General features: G+C 66.1%; 23 protein-coding genes. 13 read left to right on the top strand and 10 right to left on the bottom strand.

From position 1 onward, the window contains the following. Nucleotides 1-22: 22 nt before the first annotated feature. The gene (gene rlmN / locus ASF81_RS07725) at nucleotides 23-1,183 is read right to left on the bottom strand and encodes a 23S rRNA (adenine(2503)-C(2))-methyltransferase RlmN (protein ID WP_055807244.1); all 1,161 of its coding nucleotides are present in this window, start codon (nucleotides 1,181-1,183) and stop codon (nucleotides 23-25) included. A gap of 81 nt (nucleotides 1,184-1,264) precedes the next feature. Continuing rightward, nucleotides 1,265-1,564, bottom strand: a complete 300-nt coding sequence (locus ASF81_RS07720) for a DUF6356 family protein (protein ID WP_055807241.1) — start codon at nucleotides 1,562-1,564, stop codon at nucleotides 1,265-1,267. Between the two features lie 171 nt (nucleotides 1,565-1,735). On the opposite strand from ASF81_RS07720, the gene ASF81_RS07715 reads away from it, so the two are divergent. Next, nucleotides 1,736-3,067: a trypsin-like peptidase domain-containing protein gene (locus ASF81_RS07715; protein ID WP_200932914.1), complete on the top strand. Its 1,332-nt coding sequence runs from the start codon at nucleotides 1,736-1,738 to the stop codon at nucleotides 3,065-3,067. Nucleotides 3,068-3,386: 319 nt separating this feature from the next. Next, on the top strand, nucleotides 3,387-3,722 hold the full coding sequence (locus ASF81_RS07710) for a DUF2794 domain-containing protein (protein ID WP_055807234.1): 336 nt from the start codon (nucleotides 3,387-3,389) through the stop codon (nucleotides 3,720-3,722). A 53-nt stretch (nucleotides 3,723-3,775) separates the two neighbouring features. Here ASF81_RS07710 and ASF81_RS07705 read toward each other — a convergent pair whose 3' ends face one another. Continuing rightward, nucleotides 3,776-4,525, bottom strand: a complete 750-nt coding sequence (locus ASF81_RS07705; protein WP_055754260.1) for a Bax inhibitor-1/YccA family protein — start codon at nucleotides 4,523-4,525, stop codon at nucleotides 3,776-3,778. A gap of 130 nt (nucleotides 4,526-4,655) precedes the next feature. Here ASF81_RS07705 and thpR point away from each other — a divergent pair, with 130 nt between their 5' ends. The 4 genes from thpR to mmcB are packed head-to-tail and all read left to right on the top strand — an operon-like array spanning nucleotide 4,656 to nucleotide 6,848. Beyond that, nucleotides 4,656-5,195 carry an RNA 2',3'-cyclic phosphodiesterase gene (thpR, locus tag ASF81_RS07700; RefSeq protein ID WP_017506257.1) on the top strand — a complete coding sequence of 180 codons (540 nt, stop codon included), beginning with the start codon at nucleotides 4,656-4,658 and terminating at the stop codon, nucleotides 5,193-5,195. Next, nucleotides 5,192-5,776, top strand: coding sequence for a GNAT family N-acetyltransferase (locus tag ASF81_RS07695; RefSeq protein ID WP_082503498.1), 585 nt, complete (start codon nucleotides 5,192-5,194; stop codon nucleotides 5,774-5,776). The genes thpR and ASF81_RS07695 overlap by 4 nt, the downstream gene beginning before the upstream one ends. Nucleotides 5,777-5,834: 58 nt before the next feature. Beyond that, a complete protein-coding gene (locus ASF81_RS07690; RefSeq protein WP_055807231.1) occupies nucleotides 5,835-6,359 on the top strand; it encodes a lipocalin family protein in 525 nt (174 codons plus the stop codon). 45 nt (nucleotides 6,360-6,404) lie between these two features. Then, nucleotides 6,405-6,848, top strand: coding sequence for a DNA repair putative endonuclease MmcB (mmcB, locus tag ASF81_RS07685; protein ID WP_055807228.1), 444 nt, complete (start codon nucleotides 6,405-6,407; stop codon nucleotides 6,846-6,848). On the opposite strand, the gene ASF81_RS07680 is transcribed toward mmcB, so the two are convergent. Both ASF81_RS07680 and ASF81_RS07675 read right to left on the bottom strand, forming a co-directional pair. Beyond that, nucleotides 6,845-7,627, bottom strand: a complete 783-nt coding sequence (locus tag ASF81_RS07680) for an NlpC/P60 family protein (RefSeq protein ID WP_055807225.1) — start codon at nucleotides 7,625-7,627, stop codon at nucleotides 6,845-6,847. The two genes, mmcB and ASF81_RS07680, sit on opposite strands and share 4 nt — an antisense overlap. 83 nt (nucleotides 7,628-7,710) lie before the next feature. Then, a complete protein-coding gene (locus ASF81_RS07675) occupies nucleotides 7,711-9,093 on the bottom strand; it encodes a M17 family metallopeptidase (RefSeq protein WP_055807221.1) in 1,383 nt (460 codons plus the stop codon). Between the two features lie 86 nt (nucleotides 9,094-9,179). Here ASF81_RS07675 and ASF81_RS07670 point away from each other — a divergent pair, with 86 nt between their 5' ends. The 7 genes from ASF81_RS07670 to ASF81_RS07645 all read left to right on the top strand — a co-directional run bounded on the left by ASF81_RS07670 (nucleotide 9,180) and on the right by ASF81_RS07645 (nucleotide 15,558). Then, nucleotides 9,180-10,016: a tetratricopeptide repeat protein gene (locus ASF81_RS07670; RefSeq protein ID WP_055807218.1), complete on the top strand. Its 837-nt coding sequence runs from the start codon at nucleotides 9,180-9,182 to the stop codon at nucleotides 10,014-10,016. A 42-nt stretch (nucleotides 10,017-10,058) separates the two neighbouring features. Further along, nucleotides 10,059-10,718, top strand: a complete 660-nt coding sequence (locus ASF81_RS07665; RefSeq protein WP_055807853.1) for an HAD-IA family hydrolase — start codon at nucleotides 10,059-10,061, stop codon at nucleotides 10,716-10,718. 57 nt (nucleotides 10,719-10,775) lie between these two features. Next, complete coding sequence (locus tag ASF81_RS07660; protein ID WP_055807851.1) at nucleotides 10,776-11,231, top strand: iron-sulfur cluster assembly scaffold protein; 456 nt, start codon at nucleotides 10,776-10,778, stop codon at nucleotides 11,229-11,231. A 78-nt stretch (nucleotides 11,232-11,309) separates the two neighbouring features. Beyond that, on the top strand, nucleotides 11,310-11,546 hold the full coding sequence (gene yidD, locus ASF81_RS14815; protein WP_082503497.1) for a membrane protein insertion efficiency factor YidD: 237 nt from the start codon (nucleotides 11,310-11,312) through the stop codon (nucleotides 11,544-11,546). Further along, nucleotides 11,543-13,471 (top strand): threonine--tRNA ligase, encoded by a 1,929-nt coding sequence (gene thrS, locus ASF81_RS07655; RefSeq protein WP_055807215.1) that lies wholly within the window; start codon nucleotides 11,543-11,545, stop codon nucleotides 13,469-13,471. Before yidD ends, thrS begins: the two co-directional genes overlap by 4 nt. 97 nt (nucleotides 13,472-13,568) lie before the next feature. Further along, the gene (locus tag ASF81_RS07650) at nucleotides 13,569-14,069 is read left to right on the top strand and encodes a ferritin-like domain-containing protein (protein ID WP_055807212.1); all 501 of its coding nucleotides are present in this window, start codon (nucleotides 13,569-13,571) and stop codon (nucleotides 14,067-14,069) included. Nucleotides 14,070-14,256: 187 nt separating this feature from the next. Then, nucleotides 14,257-15,558: a HAMP domain-containing sensor histidine kinase gene (locus ASF81_RS07645; protein WP_162237589.1), complete on the top strand. Its 1,302-nt coding sequence runs from the start codon at nucleotides 14,257-14,259 to the stop codon at nucleotides 15,556-15,558. On the opposite strand, the gene dapD is transcribed toward ASF81_RS07645, so the two are convergent. From dapD to ASF81_RS07620, 5 genes are read right to left on the bottom strand one after another with little or no spacing between them, the layout of a single operon-like run. Beyond that, entirely contained in the window at nucleotides 15,559-16,428 is an 870-nt protein-coding gene (dapD, locus tag ASF81_RS07640) for a 2,3,4,5-tetrahydropyridine-2,6-dicarboxylate N-succinyltransferase (protein WP_055807206.1), read from the bottom strand. After that, on the bottom strand, nucleotides 16,425-17,099 hold the full coding sequence (locus tag ASF81_RS07635) for a pyrimidine 5'-nucleotidase (protein ID WP_235559275.1): 675 nt from the start codon (nucleotides 17,097-17,099) through the stop codon (nucleotides 16,425-16,427). Before ASF81_RS07635 ends, dapD begins: the two co-directional genes overlap by 4 nt. Continuing rightward, on the bottom strand, nucleotides 17,096-18,025 hold the full coding sequence (gene argB, locus ASF81_RS07630) for an acetylglutamate kinase (RefSeq protein WP_055807201.1): 930 nt from the start codon (nucleotides 18,023-18,025) through the stop codon (nucleotides 17,096-17,098). Before argB ends, ASF81_RS07635 begins: the two co-directional genes overlap by 4 nt. Before the next feature lie 41 nt (nucleotides 18,026-18,066). Further along, complete coding sequence (locus ASF81_RS07625; RefSeq protein ID WP_055807198.1) at nucleotides 18,067-18,783, bottom strand: hypothetical protein; 717 nt, start codon at nucleotides 18,781-18,783, stop codon at nucleotides 18,067-18,069. Continuing rightward, nucleotides 18,780-19,667 carry a bifunctional 2-polyprenyl-6-hydroxyphenol methylase/3-demethylubiquinol 3-O-methyltransferase UbiG gene (locus tag ASF81_RS07620; RefSeq protein ID WP_055807195.1) on the bottom strand — a complete coding sequence of 296 codons (888 nt, stop codon included), beginning with the start codon at nucleotides 19,665-19,667 and terminating at the stop codon, nucleotides 18,780-18,782. Before ASF81_RS07620 ends, ASF81_RS07625 begins: the two co-directional genes overlap by 4 nt. Between the last annotated feature and the right edge of the window lie 3 nt (nucleotides 19,668-19,670).

The following is a 19,670-nucleotide window of genomic DNA, read 5'->3' as shown; positions in this document are numbered from 1 at the left end:
TCATCAAAAGAGGACACGAGGATCAGGCCGCCGCCTGCTCCGCCTTTCGGAGCGCCGAAGCTCTGACCTTTTCGCTTTCGGACTTCAGCTGGCCGCAGGCGGCCAGGATGTCGCGGCCGCGAGGGGTGCGGATGGGTGACGCATAACCGGCCTTGTTCAGGATGGCGGCGAAGCGCTCGATCGTCTTCCAGTCCGAGCATTCGTATTCGACGCCGGGCCAGGGGTTGAACGGGATCAGATTGATCTTGGCCGGAATGCCCTCGATCAGCTTCAGCAGGGCGCGCGCTTCTGCGGGACTGTCGTTGACGCCCTTCAGCATGACGTATTCGAACGTCACCCGACGCGCGTTCGACAGGCCCGGATAGGCCCGGATCGCCGCCATCAGCTGGTCCAGCGGATACTTCTTGTTCAGCGGCACCAGCACGTCGCGAAGCGCATCGTTGGTGGCGTGCAGGCTGATGGCCAGCATGGCCGCTGTCCGGTCGCCCAAGGCCTGGAGCTGCGGCACCACGCCCGAGGTCGAGACCGTGATCCGACGGCGCGACAGGGCGATGCCCTCATTGTCCGAGATGATGTCGATGGCGTCGGCGACGTGGTCCAGATTGTAGAGCGGCTCGCCCATGCCCATGAAGACGATGTTGGACAGGCGCCGGTCTTCCTTGGGCGACGGCCATTCCTCCAGGTCGTCGCGCGCGACCTGGACCTGGGCCACGATCTCGGCGGCGGTCAGGTTGCGCACCAGCTTCTGCGTGCCGGTGTGGCAGAAGGTGCAGTTCAGGGTGCAGCCGACCTGGCTGGACACGCACAGGGCGCCGGCCCGGCCCACGTCGGGGATGTAGACGGTCTCGATCTCGATGCCCGGCGCGGTGCGGATCAGCCATTTGCGCGTGCCGTCCTTGGACACCTGGCGCTCGACGACCTCGGGGCGGGCCAGGGTGAAACGCTCGGCCAGCTTGGCCTGCATGTCCTTGGCGACATTGCTCATGGCCGAAAACTCGGTCACGCCATAGTGGTGGATCCAGCTCCACACCTGGCTGGCGCGCATCTTGGCCTTCTCGGGCGGACAGACGTTCGCGTCGATCAGGGCCTGGCGCAGGCCGGCGCGCGTCAGACCGCTGAGGTTGACGGGCGCCTTGACGGCGGGCGCGTTAGAGACGCGCGAAAGATCGAGCGTGATGCTCAAGGCGGCGATCCTGCGTGAGGTTGAGCCGGCCTATATAGCACGGATCCCGGCGATTGCATGGCCGGGGCGGATTCGACCGCCCTAGAGGCCCACGTCCCAGACGCCGGCGTCGCGCATCCGGGTCTCGCGCGCCTCCTCGGCCCGGCCGCCCATGTCCTTGGCCATGCTGCGGATCGCGGTCGAGACGGTGGCCTTGTGCACGCCCGGCACGATCGCGTGGGCGAACGCGGCGCCCGCCAGACCCAGCAGCTTGAAGCCGAAACCGGCCGAGGCGACCATATGCTGCAGATAGGTTTCGTCGACCTCGCGCGGATGGTCGCGGAAGAGGCGGTCGAACGCGGTCGAGCCCGAACGGCGGCGGTCGATCGTCGTCTGACTCATGGCGGCGGCCTTCCCTGCTTCGTCGCCTCATGGTCACGCCGGACGGCCGGCGACGCAACCCCCATCGCAATCTGTTCATTGGACGTGACCGACACGCGACCCGCTCGCTTCAGACCCATCGTCAGAAGTGAAAACTCGGTCTAGGGTCGGCGTTCGATCAAGGAAATGCCCATGCCGATCCGCCTTTCGCCCGCCTCTTCCATGGCCGTCGCCCTGGCCCTGCTGGGCTCAGCGACGCCGGTGCTGGCGCAATCGGGCGCGGCAGGCCTGCCCTATGACGCCCGGCGCGGCGTCTTCAGCTTCTCGTCGGGGCTCGAGGGCTCGCTTCCGGCGGTGGTTCAGGTCACGACCCTGGGCCAGTCGCGTGGTCCAAGTTCGGACGCGGCCGACCCCAAACCCTACGCCTCCGGCTCCGGCGTCATCGTCGATGCGGCCGAGGGGCTGGTGATCACCAACAATCACGTCGTCGAGGGCGGGCGAAAGTTCACCGTCGATCTGACGGACGGCCGCCTGTTCGACGCTGTGCTCGTGGGGGCGGACAAGGCGACCGACATCGCCGTGCTTCGCATCACGCCCGACGGTCGGCCGCTGAACCTCAAACAGGTCCAGACGGTGGATTCCGACACCCTGCGCACCGGCGACCTAGCCTTCGCGGTCGGCTATCCACTGGGCCTGGACCAGACCCTGACCATGGGCGTCATCTCGGGCCTGAACCGCTCAGGTTTGGGCGATGCAGTCGAGGACTATATCCAGACCGACGCGGCCGTGAACTCGGGCAACTCCGGCGGGCCGCTGCTGGATAGCCGGGGCAGGCTGATCGGCATAAACACCTCGATCCTGTCGGGGGGTCTCGGCGGCGGCAACGACGGCATCGCCTTCGCCGTGCCGACGCGGATCATGCTCTACGTCGCCGACCAGCTGAAGAAGAACGGCGAGGTCAAGCGCGGCGCGACCGGGGCCATCTTCGGCTCGCTGAACGCCGAACGCGCGCGCGACCTGCATCTGGGCATCGTGCGCGGGGCCGTCGTCGCCGATGTCGCGCCGGGATCGCCGGCCGAACGCGCGGGCTTGCGCCACAACGACGTCATCACCCGCATCCAGGGCCGTCCCGTCGCCAACGCCGGCTCGGTTAACGCCACCATCGGCATCGCCGCGCCGGGCTCGGACCTCAGCGTCTCCTATCTGCGCGGGGGCCGCGAAGCGACCACGTCGCTGGCGGTCGAGACTCCCGCTGAACAGCCCGTGATTGTTGGCGCCCAGTCGGTGCTGGCCTATGGGGCGACGCTGCGAACCCAGGACGGCGGTGCCCAGATCACGGCCGTCGCGGCCGGCTCGCCCGCCGCCCAGGCCGAACTGACGGCGGGCGATGTGATCACCGCCATTGCAGGCGTGCCCGTCGCAGACGCTCGCGCGGCCGCCACCGCCCTGCAGCGCGCATCGGGATCGGTCGAAGCGACCGTGCTCAGAAACGGAGAGACCCTGAACCTGACCCTGTCGCTCTAGGCGGGATCAGACGCCGACGTTTCGCTGCTGGCAGGCTCCAGACAGCGAAACGCCCGCCTTGCCAAGGAGGGGGAGGGGAAAGGCAGGGCGGGCGCTCGCTTGGAGGAAGCATCGGCCGCCGGAGCCCGTAAACTGGAAACATCCAGGGGGGCTGGGGGGGCTGTTCAGGATCCGGGACGCTTCCGAACTCCGACGAGCCGATGATCGATATTTCGTTGCGCATACGGGCGGGCGAAGGACCGAAACGGGGCCATTTCGTGTCTGCGTCGATTTCCTGGCCGCCTCTGGCGTCGGGCCTCCAGCGGCCTAAGTTGAACCTATGAGCCTGAACCCTCACGACACGACGCCGGCGCCCGGCCCCGTCTTCTTCGACCGCCGCGAACTGGATCCGATCCTCAGGGTCTATGGCCGCATGGTCGCGCAGGGCGAATGGCGCGACTACGCCATGGTCGGGCATAAGGACTTCGCCGAGTTCGCCGTCTTTCGCCGCAGCGGCGACGCCCCGCTCTACCGGATCGAAAAGCGACCTGCCCTTCAGACCCGCCAGGGTCAGTGGGCCGTCATCGGCGAAGGCGGCCAGATCCTGAAACGCGGCCGCGACCTGGCCCAGGTGCTGCGCGTCTTTGACGGCCGCAAGTTCCAAGTGGTGGAGTAGAAACAAAAAGGGCCCCGCGAGGGGCCCTTTCCGTATCCGTCTTTCGACAGACCTCAGTTCCGGTTGCCGCCCATGAAGGCCAGTAGGAATTGGAACAGGTTCACGAAGTTGATGAACAGGCTCAGAGCGCCGAAGCCGGTCGCCACGCCCATCGCGTTCTGGTCGCCGCCCAAGGCGTAGTAGGTCATCTTCAGACGCTGGGTGTCGTAGGCGATCAGACCCGAGAAGATCAGCACGCCCAGGCCGGAGATGATCAGATAGAAGGTCCCAGACTGCAGGAACATGTTCACGATCGAGGCGATGATCAGGCCGATTACGCCCATGATCAGGAAGGTGCCCATGCCGGTCAGGTCCTTCTTGGTCGTGTAGCCCACGAGGCTCAGACCGCCGAAGGCCGCCGCCGTCACCAGGAAGGTGGTGGCCAGCGAACCGCCCGTATAGCGCAGGAACAGGATGCCCAGACCCGCGCCGATCGTGGCGACCACGGCCCAGTAGAGCATGTTCACGCCCTTGGCCGTCGGGTTCTTCATGAAGAACATCGAGCCGAACAGCATCACCAGCGGCGAAAACTGGACGATCATGCCCAGGATCGTCAGGCCGATCCGGCCGTCCGCAGTCTGGACGAACAGCAGCTGCTGCACCGCGGGCACATTACCGGTGACATAGGCCAAGGCGCCGGCGACCACGAGGCCCAGGGCCAGTTTGTTATAGACGCCCAGCATGAAGCTGCGCAGGCCGGCGTCGACCGACATGTCGGCCGTCTGCGGCAGAGGACGGGCGTAACCGTTGTTGAAATCGCTCATGGCGACGAACTTTCTCCGATTGGCCGGAGAGGCTTCTCCGGTCACAGGCTTTGAATATCGTGAGCCGAGGCCCGCGCTGCAAGGAAAACCGGACTTGGAGGCTTGTGTTCCGGCCGCTACTTTCGGTCGCATGCTTCGTCTGTTCACCGCCCTGACCCTGCCGCCCGACGTCGCAGAGACGCTGAAACGACGGCAATCGGGCCTGCCCGGCGCAAGGTGGCGGCCGTTGGACGCCCTGCACGTCACGCTCGCCTTCTATGGCGAGATTGACGAACGCCGCGCCGACGACCTGGCGTCGGAGCTGACGCGCGTGACGGGCGGTCCGTTCGAGATCGCGCTGAAGGGCGTCGGCTGTTTCGGCGACGACCACCGCAGCCACACGCTGTGGGCCGGGGTCGAAACGCCTAATGAGCGCCTGTCGGTTCTGGCCGGACGCTGCAAGGCCGCCGGAGAACGCGCCGGGATCGGCATGGAGGCGCGCGCCTACAAACCGCATGTGACCCTGGCCTATCTGAAGACGCAGACCAATCCCGACCGGCTCGGTGCCTGGGTGTCGGGTCACAATCTGCTGCATTCGCCGCCGATCCGCATCGATCGCTTCGGCCTGTATTCCAGCGTCCTGACCGATAGCGGCAGCCATTACGAACTGGAGCGGGAGTATCTGCTGTGAGCACTGCCCCATACACCGTGCCGCCCCATGTGACCTTGGGGCCGACCCTGGAGACAGAACGACTGATCCTGCGTCCGCCGGCGGTTGAAGACTTTCCGCGCTGGGCTGAGTTCATGGCCGATCCCGAGACCGCCCGCTTCATCGGCGGGGTCCAGCCCGCGCCCCAGGTCTGGCGCCTGATCTGCACCGTCGCGGGCATGTGGGCCCTGACCGGAGAGGGGATGTTCTCCATCCTGGAAAAGGAGACCGGCCAGTGGATCGGCCGCATCGGGCCGCTGCACCCCTATGGCTGGCCCGGCCGCGAGGTGGGCTGGAGCCTGCATCGCGACGCCACCGGCAAGGGTTATGCCGTCGAAGCGGCCGCAGCCACGATGGACTACGTCTTCGAGGTGCTGGGCTGGAACGACGTGATCCACTGCATCGCGCCCGAGAACCTGCCCTCGGCGGCGGTCGCGACACGGCTGGGATCACGCAATCGCGGACCGGGCGCCCTGCCCGAACCGCTCCAGGACATCGCCATCGATCTGTGGGGCCAGACGCGCAACGAATGGGCGATCAATCGGACGCGCCTGAATCGCTGACCGACAACCGAACGCGTCGGCGCATCGTATCCCTTCCAAACCGAACGAGGATACGCCCATGTTCCGCGCCAGCCTGATCGCCGCCTCCGTCGCCCTCGCCGCCCCGCCGTCATTAGCGTTTGCGCAGGCGTCGAACGTCGATCTGAACCGCTTCGACGGCCGGTGGTTCGAGATCGAGCGCAATCACAACAATGTCCAGAAGGACTGCAGCCGGGCGCAGATCGACTTCACGCCGCAGGGCGCCGCCGACCGCTACGCCATCACCGTCACCTGCGTCCGGCGCGCCGATGGCAAGGTCGAGACGCTGCGCGCCAACGCCCGTGTCACCGACACCACGACCAATGCGAAGTTCCGATTCAGCCTGACCGGCCTGCTCAGCTTCGGCGGCTTGGCGGGCCAAAACTACTGGGTCTACGACCATGCCCCGGACTACAGCTGGGCCATCATGGGTCTGCCGGACAAGTCGAACTGGTGGATCTGGCACCGCAACCAGAATGCCTCGCAGGCTGAGCGCGATCGCATTCTGAGCCGCGTGCGCGCCCTGGGCTTCAGCACCGGCCGCTTGGTCCACACCGGCCTCTAAGGCGCCGCTTGCGATAGGAACGTAGGCGGAACATAAGCTGTCGGCATGTCCGCCGTCGCCCACCTCGAACTCGTCTTCAGCCGTCCCGAGACCACCCTTTCGGTCACGCGCGGCGCGGCGCGGCTGATGATGGACATGGGGTATGCGCCGCTCTTGGAAGTCTGCCTGCCCAACGGCCGACGCGCCGATGTCATGGCGATCGGGCGCAAGGGCGACATTGTCATCTGCGAGGTCAAGTCGGGCGTCGAGGACTATCGCGTCGATCGCAAATGGCACGAGTACGGACCGTTCTGCGACGCCTTCTTCTTCGCCGTTGCGCCCGAGTTTTCGCAGGACATCCTGCCCGACGAACCGGGCCTGATCGTCGCAGACGGTTTCGGCGGGGCGGTCGTGCGAGACGCGCCGGTGATCGGCTTGGCGCCCGCCCGCCGCAAGGCGCTGACGTTGGCTTTCGCCCGGCTGGGCGCGATGCGGACCTTGCGGGACTAAAGCCGACGGAAGACGGCGGTCGCAAAACCTTCGGCGACCAGACGCGCCTCGACCTCGGCCAGGCTCTCGATCACGACGCCCTTGCCGCCTGTCGCGTGGATGATGCGTTGGCCATCCAGCATCAGCGCCGAATGACCCGTCCAGTCGTGATCGTCGTTCGGCGCCAGCCAGACGACGATGTCGCCGCGCTGAAGGTCCGATGGAGACGCCGCTCGACCCATCTGGGCCTGCGCGTCCGACCGGCGGGGACCGGGCAGGCCGCACGCCAGCAGGGCCTGCTGCACCAGGCCGGAACAGTCGGTGGAGATCGAAGACCGCGCGCCAAGTTCATGCGGCCGCCCGAGCAACCGCTCGGCTACCGCGACCAGATCCGCCTCGAATACGCCGATCGGCTTCAGGTCGGCCTCCGCCACATCCGTGGCCTCGACCACCAGAGCGTTCAGCGGCAGGACGGCATCCACGCCGGCGATCCAGTGCGTCGCCAACGGCGCGCCGGCCGACAGACTGTCCAGGACCACCCAGCCGACGACGCCGTCGCGACGCGCCCGGCCCCAGACCCGGCCATTCGACCGATCCAGAACGTCGAAGATCTCGCCATGCAGCAGCTGGTCGATCCGACCGTCAACGTTCGACAGGATGTCCGCCACGGCGACCCGACAATGCATGGCCTCGGTCGCCCGATAGGCGTCTGCGCGCACCAGCCCTTCCAGCGCCTGTTCGGCGAGGTCGGGGCGAACGAGGCGGTCGCCGGGCGGAAGAAGGTCGAGGACGTCGGTCAACGTGAACTCGCGTTGCTGAACCCACAGCCTTATCCCCCGATGGCTTAGGGGCCGTTAACGCGAGACGCTTTTGCGAAAGAAAATCAACAGAACCGCGTTCTGAGATATTGGAAGCAGGCTCTCAGGGCCTGGGCCTCGCCGCCTTCCGGATAGCCGGGGCGGGCGCGGGGGTTCCAGGCGAAGATGTCCATATGCGCCCAAGCCCCCGTGGTCGGAGCGAACTTCTGCAGGAACAGGGCGGCCGTCACCGATCCGGCCTGGGCCCAGCCGGCCGGGTCGTTCCGGAGATCCGCGATCTCGGCGTCCAGGGCGCCGCGATAGCCGGGCCACAGCGGCATCCGCCACAGGGGATCGCGCACCTGACTTGCCGCAGCAAGCAGCCCGGCGGCCAGGGCTTCGTCGTCAGTATAAAGCGGCGGCAGTTCCGGTCCCAAGGCGATCCGCGCGGCGCCGGTCAGGGTGGCGAAGTCCAGCGTCAGGTCGGGTTGGTGCTCGCCCGCCCGTGTCAGGGCGTCGGCCAGGATCAGCCGGCCTTCGGCGTCCGTATTGCCGATCTCGATGGTCAACCCTTTGCGGCTGTTCAGGATATCGCCGGGCCGGAAAGCGTCGGCCGACACGGCGTTCTCGACCGCCGCGACGATGGCCACCAACCGCACCGGCAGGTCGGCCTGCATCACCAGACGTCCCAAGGCCAGCGCATGGGCCGAGCCGCCCATATCCTTCTTCATGTTGCGCATGCCGGCGGCGGGCTTCAGGTCCAGACCGCCGGTGTCGAACACCACCCCCTTGCCGACCAGGGCGACCAGCGGCAGGTCGGTCCGGTCCAGCTTCCAGCCGATCTCGATCAGGCGCGGCGCCCGGTGTGAAGCGGCGGCGCGCCCCACGGCGTGCACGGCCGGATAGTTGTCTTCCAGCAGGGCGTCGCCGGTCGTGACGGTGATCTCGGCGCCCGCGCTCTCTGCAATCTCGCGGGCGATGGTCTCGATCTGCAAAGGCCCCATGTCGGCGGCGGGGGTATCGACCATTTCGCGGGCCAGGGCGCAGGCGGCGGCGATGCGCGAGATTTCGGCGACATCCACACCGTCCAGCGCGACCAGCCGCACGGGCGTCCGGTCCGGCCGGGCCTTGTAGCGATCGAAGACATAGGCCCCCAGCAGGAAGGCCAAGGTCGCCAGTTCCGCGTCCTGCGCGGCGATCTCAAGCCGGTACAGGCCGCCCGGCAACCGCGCCGACAGTCCCCGCACGCTCATCGGATCGAAGGTCCCGCCCGCGCCCACGACCACCTGGCCGATCTCGCCGTCCGCGTCCGGCACGACCAACAGCTGGCCCGGCTTGCCGTCGAATCCATGTCGATCGCCCCAGCGTCGGGCCGCACCGTCCAGCACGCCGCCCGCCTGAATGAAGCGGATCGGGATGGCGCCGTCGCCGTCTTGGGCGGAAACCAGCAGAGGATGCGAGACGGACATGAGGCCCTCGAAACGAAGTTAACCATCGGTTGACGCGAACCGGCGATTCTAGAGGCGAGACCTCTAGGACCGTCTGGACCTGACCCATGTCGCGCATGCCCGCCCTTCTCGCAACCATCGCCCTGATCGCCCTGTCCGGCACGCCGACGCTGGCGGCTGATTCGACGGCGGCGACCGCGGCCCAGGCCCGCGCGCCGTCGTCCGCTGCGGTGCGGGCCACCTATGACCGGATGGACGCCCTGTCGCGCTCGGTCTTCTGGGCCTCGGAGCAGCAGGCCGATCCGACCGACGCCGTGGCGGGCGTGAAACTGGCCCAGGCCCTGCGAGAGCTGGGCCGCTACGATCAGGCGGCCGAGGCCGCCCAGGCGACCCTGACGATCCAGCCCAACAATCTGGACGCTCTGCTGGAGCTGGGCCGCGCCCACATCGCGCGCGGCCAGGCCTTTTATGGCGTGGCGCCGCTGGAGCAGGCGCGCGACCTGGCGCCACGCGATTGGCGCCCCTATTCCCTTCTGGGCGTGGCCTATGAGCAGGTGCGTCGCACCGACGACGCCCGCGCCGCCTGGAACCAGGCCCTGGCCCTGTCGCCCGACAACCCCGATGTCCTGACTAACGCCGCCACGGCCGCCCTGACGCATGGCGATGCGCCGGGCGCCGAGACCCTGCTGCGTCGCGCCGTGGCCCAGCCGACCGCCTCGGCCAAGGTGCGCCAGAACCTGGCCATGGTGCTGGGCCTTCAGGGCAAGATGGGCGAGGCCGAACAGATCCTGCGCCGCGAACTGCCGCCCGAGCAGGCCGAGCAGAACCTGCAATGGCTGCGTTCGCGCAGCACAGGCGGCGCGGCGACGTCTGGCGGCGGCGCGGCGAGTCCTTCGCCCGCGACCGACACCGCCCGCACCTGGAATTCGCTGCAAGGCGGCTGATCCGCCCGTTGCGGTCTGACCGCCCGCATGGTGGATGAGGCCATGACCGCCCTCCCTGCGTCCCGCGCCTATCAGGCCTTCCTGTTCGACATGGACGGCACCCTGATCACCTCGACCCTGGCCGCCGAGCGCGTCTGGACCCGCTGGGCCGCGCGCCACGGGCTGGATGTCGCCGCCTTCGTTCCCACCATCCACGGCGTGCGCGCCATCGACACCATTCGTCGTCAGAATCTGCCCGATATCAACCTGGACGCCGAGGTCGCCTGGGTCGAACGCGGCGAGATCGAGGACGTGGACGGCGTCGCCCCCATCCCCGGCGCCATCGACTTCGTCAAACGCCTGCCGCCCGACCGCTGGGCCGTAATCACCTCCGCCTCGACCCCCTTGGCGCGCGCTCGGCTTAACGCCGCCGGCGTGACCCCGCCCGCCGTCATGGTCACCGCCGAGGACGTCGAACGCGGCAAGCCCGACCCGGCCGGCTATCTGAAGGCCGCCGCGACCCTGGGCTTCGACATCGCCGACTGCCTGGTGTTCGAGGACGCCGAGGCCGGCATCAAGGCGGGCGAAGCGGCCGGCGCCGACGTGCTGGTCGTCACCGCCGCCTGGACCCATCCGCTGGAGACGGATCATCCCACCCTGGCGGACTACGCGGATGCGACTTTGGAAGTCCGATCCGATGGGCGTCTCGTCCTGACGCTTTAAATCCTCCCCCTTTACGCTGCGCTTCACGGAGGAGGATTGAGCGCCTATCTTCATCCCATGATCGACGACCTCTACAGCGCGCGCATCCTGTCGCTGGCGGCGAACCTGCCGCATGCAGGCCGTCTGCCCACGCCGCAGGGCACCGGGGAACGGGTGGCGAAACTGTGCGGGTCGCGCGCGACGGTCGATGTGACGCTGGACGACCAGGCCCGCATCGCCGCCTTCGCCCAGGACGTAAAAGCCTGCGCCCTCGGCCAGGCCGCCGCCGGGGTGCTGGGTCAGTCTGTGATCGGCGCGTCGGTCGATGATCTCAAGGACGCCCGCGACGCCATGATCGCCATGCTGAAATCCGGCGGCGACGGCCCCGTCGGTCGGTTCGAGGATCTGCGCCTGCTGAAACAGGTCGCCGACTACCCCGCCCGCCACGCCTCGACCCTGGTCTCGCTGGAGGCGACGCTGGAGGCGGTGAACAAGGCCCTCGCCGCCCGAACGCGTCTCGCCGGCGCGGCCTGACGGGCACGACCGGTTGATCCCCCTGCTGCAACAGGGGATAAGCGCGGCAAACCTCTCAAGCCCCCGGCGAAGGGACATATGTCTCTCTATGAACGCGGCGTGCGCGCGGCCCATCGGGGCTACAAGCTGACGCTGTCTCCCCTGATCGGCCAGCAGTGCCGGTTCCTGCCGACCTGTTCGGATTACGGGCGCGACGCCCTGATCCAGCACGGACCGGTAAAGGGGGGATGGCTCACCGTGCGCAGGCTCTGTAAATGCCATCCCTTCGGCGGGTCGGGATACGACCCGGTTCCGCCAGTAAAGACGAAGCCATGATCGACCTGAAATTCCCCGACGGCGCGGTGCGCCAATACCCGGCCGGTTCGACGGCGCGCGACGTCGCGACCTCGATCTCGCCTTCGCTGGCCAAGAAGGCCGTGCTGGCCGAACTGAACGGCGAGCAACGCGATATGGGCCGGGTGCTGGAGACGGGCGGCGACTTCCGCCTGATCATGCGCGACGACCCCGCCGCCCTCTATACGATCCGCCACGACACCGCCCACGTCCTGGCCGAGGCGGTCCAGACCCTGTTCCCGGGCACCCAGGTCACGATCGGCCCGGCGATCGAGGACGGTTTCTACTACGACTTCTACCGGGAAGAGCCCTTCTCGACCGACGACTTCGCCGCCATCGAAAAGGAGATGGGCCGGATCGTGGATCGCGACGCCAAGTTCGAGCGCGAGGTGTGGGAGCGGGACGAGGCCATCCAATTCTTCGAGGCGCGCGGCGAGAAGTTCAAGGCCGAGCTGATCCGCGACCTGCCGGGGACCGAGACCATCACCCTGTACAAACAGGGCGACTGGATCGACCTGTGCCGGGGCCCGCACTTCCCCTCGACACGCCACGTCGGCAAGGCGTTCAAACTGACCAAGCTGGCCGGCGCCTATTGGCGGGGCGATTCCAAGCGCGAGCAGCTGCAACGCATCTACGGCACCGCCTGGGCCACCAAGGAAGATCTGGACGCCCATCTGCAGCGTCTGGAAGAGGCCGAGAAGCGCGACCACCGCAAGGTCGGCAAGGCGATGGAGCTCTTCCATATGCAGGAAGAGGGCCGGGGCATGGTCTTCTGGCACCCGAAGGGCTGGGTGCTGTGGCGTGTGCTGGAAGCTTATATGCGCCGCCGCCTGGACGCTGCGGGCTATGTCGAGGTCAAGACGCCCCAGGTGCTGGACCGCAAATTCTGGGAGCAGAGCGGCCACTGGGACAAGTATCGTCCGAACATGTTCGTCTGCGAGACGGTCGAGGGCGAGGAACTGAGCCTCAAGCCGATGAACTGCCCCGGCCACGTGCAGATCTTCGACCAAGGTCAGCGGTCCTATCGCGAACTGCCGCTGCGCATGGCCGAGTTCGGCGCCTGCCACCGCTATGAGCCGTCCGGATCGCTGCACGGCCTGATGCGCGTGCGCGGCTTCACCCAGGACGACGCCCACATCTTCTGCCGCGAGGATCAGATCGTCGAGGAGACGGCCGAGTTCATCAAACTGGCCCGCAGCGTCCACGCCGACCTGGGCATGGAGACGGCCTACATCAGCCTGGGCACACGTCCCGAGAACCGCGCCGGCACGGACGAATTCTGGGACAAGGCCGAGACCCTGATGGCCGAGGCCGCCCGCGCCGCCGGAACCGAGCCGGTCGTCACCGAGGGCGACGGCGCCTTCTATGCGCCCAAGCTGGACTTCATCGTCAAGGACGCCATCGGCCGCGAATGGACCTGCGGCACGATCCAGCTGGATTATGTCCTGCCCGAGCGTCTGAACGCCACCTACATCGCCGAGGATGGCCAGAAGCACCGCCCGGTCATGCTGCATCGCGCGATCCTGGGTTCGTTCGAGCGCTTCATCGGCATCATGATCGAGAACTACGCCGGCGCCTTCCCGCTGTGGCTGGCCCCAACCCAGGCTGTGGTGGCCACCATCACCTCGGACGCCGACGATTACGCCCGCGACGTGATGGCCAAGTTCAAGGCCGCCGGCCTGCGCACCGAGATCGATCTGCGCAACGAAAAGGTCGGCTACAAGGTGCGTGAACACTCGGTCGGCAAGGTCCCGGTCATCGCCGTGGTTGGCAGGAAGGAAGCCGAAGACGGCATGGTCGCCATCCGCCGCCTCGGCTCCCAAGCCCAGACCTTGGTCACGGTCGAGGAAGCCATTCGCATCCTGACCGACGAGGCGACCCCGCCGGATCTGAAGCGCGCCGGCTGATCCGCTGCGCGCGAATTCGCGCATAGGAACACTAACGGGATGGATCGCTTGTGATGGGGCGCGCGCCTGCGCTCCATCACAGATGCGAGACCTCACCATGGCCGACAAGACCCTGGACACCCTGTTCCACGACACGCTCAAAGACATCTATTACGCTGAGCGCAAAATCCTGAAATCCCTGCCCAAGATGGCCCGTGCGGCTCAGTCGCCAGAGCTGAAGGCCGCCTTCGAGAAGCATAAGGGTCAGACCGAGGGCCAGATTGAACGCCTTCAACAGGTCTTCGAGCTGATCGGCAAGCCCGCGCGTGGCAAGACCTGCGACGCCATTGAGGGCATCCTGGCCGAAGGCGACGAGATCATGGAAGAATATAAGGACACCCCGGCTTTGGACGCCGGCCTGCTGGCCGCCGCCCAAGCGGTCGAACATTACGAGATCACCCGCTACGGCACGCTGAAACGCTGGGCGCTGGTGCTGGGTTTGAAGGACGCCGCCGCCCTTCTGGACGAGACGCTTCAGGAAGAAGCCCAGACGGACGAAGACCTGACCGGCATCGCCGACGCGGCTGTCAATGCGGACGCCATGAAGACGGCCGCCTGATCAGGGATGGGAGGCGGCTGACGACCGCTTCCTGCCTCTCCGCTCATCCCGCGCTATGTCCGACGCCGGACACTTCATGCATAAAGTTTAGCGTTAATAGTCTCTTAGTCGGATTTGGGCGACGATGCGTCATCGAACCCGAGATCCGACGATGACCAACCACACGCCCGGCCAAGATCGCTCATTGGTGCAACATCTGATTGCCGACGGTCATATGCGGTATCTGATCATCGCCAGTTGGGCGGTCGCCTTGTTCACCGTCACCGGTTTGGCGACTGCAGTGTTGTGGTTTGCAGCGGCGACCGCGTCGGGCCTGTTGCGGACGTTCGCCGAACGTGTGCTGGTAATGCGGGATGAGGGGCTTCACGGCCGGATCAAGCTGACGGCCGCCACCATTTCCTGCATCGCCTGGTCAGCAGCGCCTCTGCTCGCCTTCCTCTACGGCGGCGGCTATGGCGTGCCGCTGGGCGTGGCTCTTCTGATGGCCGGCTATGTGCTGGTCTTCACCCAGATGCGCGCCGCCCCCCGCGAGGCCCTGATCGCATCAGCGCCCTATTCGGTGGTCGTGGTGCTGCTGTTCGCGAAACTGTGGGGCACACCGGGCTTTTGGGTGGTCGTCAGCATGATCCCGGTTCTGGCGTTGGCCTTGTTGATCAAGGTGGCGATCACCCAGATGAAGGACAGCGATCTGGAAGCCGTCAACCGCCGCCAGGCCGAACTGATCGCCGAGTTGGAAACCGCCCGTGACACGGCCAACGCCGCCAGCGCCGCCAAATCCAACTTCTTGGGCGTTATTTCACACGAGCTTCGCACGCCGATGAACGGGGTTCTGGGGGCCGCGCAACTGTTGCAGATGTCCGAGCTCAGCGACCGCCAGAAAGAATTCGTCGGGGTCATCCGCGACTCCGGCGAAGGGCTTATGGTGCTGCTGAACGACATCCTCGACATCACCAAGATCGAGTCCGGCAAGATGGAACTGGACTTCGTCGATGTCGAAGCCGAGACCCTCGCCGCCCGCCTGACGGGCCCGTTCAAGGCCCAGGCCGAAGCGCGCGGCCTGACCTTCACGACCGACATCCGCGGCGCGCTGCCGCCGCTTCTCAGAATGGACCCGCTGCGCCTGGCGCAGGTGACGCATAACCTGCTGGCCAACGCCATCAAGTTCACGCCCCAGGGCGAGGTTCGCCTGATTATCGACAGCGAGCCGGCAGGCGAGGGCCGCACGACCTTGCGACTTGGTGTGGTCGATTCCGGCATCGGCATCGCCGCCGACGATCTGACGCGCCTGTTCCAGCCCTTCTCTCAGGTGGACGGGTCGTCCACCCGCAAGTTCGGCGGCACCGGCCTGGGCCTCAGCATCTGTCAGCGTCTGGCCGCCCTGATGGACGGCGAGATCACGGTGACGTCGATCCCCGGCCAGGGATCGACCTTCACCCTGCACGCGACCTTCGACACGCCTCAGATCGAGGCTGTTCGCGTCGCCGCCTAATCAGTCGCGCAGCAGTTCGTTGACGCCGGTCTTGGCCCGTGTCTGTGCGTCCACACGCTTGACGATCACGGCGCAGTACAGCGACGGCCCGCCATTGGGGTCCGGCAGCGATCCCGGCACGACCACCGAATAGGCCGGCACCTCGCCCCGGAACACTTCGCCGGTCGCCCGGTCCACGATCTTGGTCGAGCCCGACAGATAGACGCCCATGGCCAGGACCGCGCCCTCGCGCACGATCACGCCCTCGGCGACCTCGGCCCGGGCGCCGATGAAACAGCCGTCCTCGATGATGGTCGGATTGGCCTGCAGCGGCTCCAGCACGCCGCCGATGCCCGCGCCGCCCGACAGGTGCACATTCTTGCCGATCTGGGCGCAGGAGCCGACCGTGGCCCAGGCATCGACCATCGAGCCCTCGTCGACGAAGGCGCCGATGTTCACGAACGACGGCATCAGCACCACGTTCCTGGCGATATGCGCGCCGTGACGGACGATGGCGCCGGGCACCGAGCGGAAGCCGGCCGACTGATAATCCGATGCGGTCCAGTCGCCGAATTTGTTGGGCACCTTGTCCCAGAAGGGACCGACGGCTACGGGATGATCCACCGACAGCGGCATGACGGACGGCGCGCCCGCGCGCATGATCTGGTTGTCGTTCAGACGGAAGGACAGCAGCACCGCCTTCTTCAGCCACTGATGCGTGGTCCAGGCGCCATCCGCGCCGCGCGAGGCGACGCGCGCCTGCCCGGAATCCAGCAGGGCCAGGGCGGTTTCAACGGCGTCGCGCACCTCGCCATGCGTGGTGGCGGACACCTCGGCGCGCTGTTCCCAGGCGGCCTCGACGACGGATTCGAGATGCGACAGATCGGTCATGCGGCGTCCTTGAAGGTCAGGTCGGAGAGGAAGTCGAAAAGGTCCGGGGCCACATGGTCGATGTGCGGCCCGATCGGCTTGCCATGGCCGTCGCCGATCAGGACCGTCGCCATGCCCAGGGCCTTGGCCGGTTCCAGGTTCTTAGGCGTGTCTTCGAAGAAGGCGGATTGGTGCGGATCGATGCCGAACTGCTCCAACATCCGTCGGAAGGTCGCGGGATTGGGCTTGGGCGTCAGATCGCCATCCTCGATGGCGAAGACGCCTTCGAAACAGTCGGCGACGCCGATCCGCTCCAGAACACGATGGGCGTAGTCGCGCGCACCATTGGTGAAGACATAGCAGCGACCGGGCAGAGCCTTCAGCCGCTCGGCCAGACGCGGATTGGGCTCGACCCCGTCCAGCGGCACGTCGTGCACCTCGCGCAGGAACCGTTCGGTATCGACCGCATAGTTGGCCATCAGCCCGGCCAGGGTCGTGCCGTGCTCGTCAAGAAACTGGCGCTGCATCGCGGCTGCGGCCTCGGGCTCCAGCCCGACGGCCTCGACCACGAAAGCGTTGATGCGCGCCTGGACCAGCCGCATCAGACCCTGCTCGCGCGGATACAGGGTGTCGTCCATGTCGAACACCCAGGCGCGCACATGCCCGAGGGATGTGGAATGGGGGTCGATCAAAGCGCCTTCACCAGGGTGCCGGCGCCGAACTCGGTGAACAACTCGACCAGCATGGCGTGCGGCCGACGCCCATCCAGAATGACCACGGCTTCGACGCCCGCGCGAACGGCGGCCATGGCGGTCTCCAGCTTGGGGATCATGCCGCCGGTGGCCACGCCGGTGTCGATCAGGTTTTGCGCCTCGTCCAGCGTCATCTGACGGATGATGTCGCCGTCCGCGCCTTTGACCCCCGGCACGTCCGTCAGCAGCAGCATTCGCTTGGCGTTCAGTGAACCCGCCACGGCGCCCGCCACCGTGTCGGCGTTGACGTTGTAGGTTTGTCCGTCTTCGGCCACGCCGATCGGCGCGATGACCGGCACCCAGTCTTCGGTCTCGGACGCGATCAGACCCGCGATCAGTTTGGGATCCACCTTCGTCGGCTCGCCCACATAGCCCAGATCGACCTCATGCTCGATCATGCTGTCGGGATCGCGCTTGGTCCGGCGCGTCTTCTCGACGGTCAGCAGACCGGCGTCCTTGCCCGACAGACCGACGCCGCGCACGTCCGCCTCCTTGCCGGCCATGGTGATCCAGTGGGCGATCTCTTTGTTCACCGCGCCCGACAGCACCATCTCGGCGACCTCCATCGTCGCCGGATCGGTGACCCGCAGCCCGTCGACGAAGCTGGACTTCACCCCCGCCTTGTCCAGCATGGCGCTGATCTGCGGCCCGCCGCCATGCACCACCACCGGGTTCACGCCCATCAGCTTCAGCAGCACCACATCGGCCGCAAACTGACGCGCCACAGCGCTCTCGCCCATGGCGTGACCGCCGTATTTGATGACCACGGTCTCGCGGTCATACACCTGAATATACGGCAAGGCCTCGGCGAGCGTCTTCGCCGTCTCCCAGCTGCGTTCCTCGGACTGGCGTTCTGTTTCGTTCATTACGGCCGCGAGATAGCGGGGGATGCAGACGGTGTCACGCGTCAGTTTCCAAGCGAAGGTCCGCCCGATCCTCGGCTAGGGGGCGCTCCATCAAACATACTGAGGAAATCCGGATGGTCGTCAGCCACGTTGAGATCTCGGCGTTGCTGCCATTCCTGATGGCGCGTGACGACGAGCACAGATATCTTTTTATAGCCAACAGCCTGAAGGATACCCAAGCGATGAAGCCCTCCGGTAGCCAACAGCAATTCTCCCTGCCGGCCAATGCTGATGCTGATGTCATCGTACCCCGGGACGGGATTTGCCTCCAGATCATGACGGACCCTGTAGCCTTCGGACTGGATGGAGGCCGCCACGTCATCCAATGCTGCGTAACGTCGCTCTAGGTCTTCCCGAGTCCGGCAGCCATCGATTTTGCCGCGGGGGCTTCGCGCGATCTGGAACAGCTTGTGTTCGATGACGCCGGTTTCGCTCCAAGGAAGGCCGTCCAGGTAGCGTCTGCGGATTCCCGTGATTATCGGGTCTTGCGCGAGTGATGGATTGGCGACACCGCCGAACTCCTGATCCCAATCGCCGGGCATGACCTTGCCCATATCGAACAACTTCGAACCCATCGCCCTTCGTGTAAACATGTGCATGCGACAGGCGTGTGTGATGCTAAGCGGCGCAACCTCGATCTTTTCGAATAAGGGCGCGACGTTACGGAACATCGCCGCCGCTTCGCGGTGGTTCTGCCGAGCGGCTTCGAGCCACGTCATACAGGGCGCTTGGGTTTCCAACGGATCAACCCTTCGCGCGTTCGCCGCCCCATGACTTCTGCGGGATTGCGGGATGCGAGAAGCATGACGCGTTTCGTTTGCAGCTCGGGTTGCGCTGACAGGTCTGGATACATTGGCGCGCGCGAGAAACGCAGGAAGTGGTTTAGACCTGAGCGCTGGCACATCGCCTCAAGCGCACCGTAACTGATGTTCCAGTACGAGGCGCGATTGACGCCACCGCCGGCCCGCCCCTTCGACGCCACGCCCTTCTCTTCGAAATTTCCAATAGCGTTCTGCCATTCATACAGGCGCCCTTGATTATGAAAGGCCCAAGGCACGTTTTGATCTAGAAGGGGAGGAGCGCCTATCCATTCAAAGAGCAAGGCGTCAGCGCAGGAACTGACCGCATTTATGAAGTTGAATGGGTCAGGAAGGCGATGGATCAGGCCAAAACACAGGGCTAAATCTGCCTTGGGGAGTTGCTGGAATTGGCTTGAGTAAATATCGACAACGTCAAACGACAGGTTATCCAAGTTCACAAGTTCGTTCACGAATCGAGCCTTTGCGATCCGCTCCTCGTCAATATCGAGGCCGAACACGCTCTTAGCCTCCCCGGCAGCGATGAAGCTGTACTTTCCCTCGCCGCAAGCGACGTCCAGGATGTCTTTGCCGCCCAAGTCCAGCGCGCAAAGCAGACCTTCTTTTGCGCCTCGGCTCTGAAGCACCGCTACTTTTCGAGCCCGTGATTCTTTGTCGTCGAGGGGTGCCAGGTGGTTCGCTGCGGGCTTCACTGTGAAAAGGCCATGAGGCAGCGGGATATTGTGCATCCAGTTCTGCGATGCCGTAAAGGCGTCGAGGCGGGCCTGGATTTCACTGGGCGTCATGCT

It is taken from the genome of Brevundimonas sp. Leaf168 (assembly GCF_001423685.1).
GTDB lineage: Bacteria > Pseudomonadota > Alphaproteobacteria > Caulobacterales > Caulobacteraceae > Brevundimonas > Brevundimonas vesicularis_C.
This window is presented reverse-complemented; position numbering and strand designations above follow the sequence as displayed.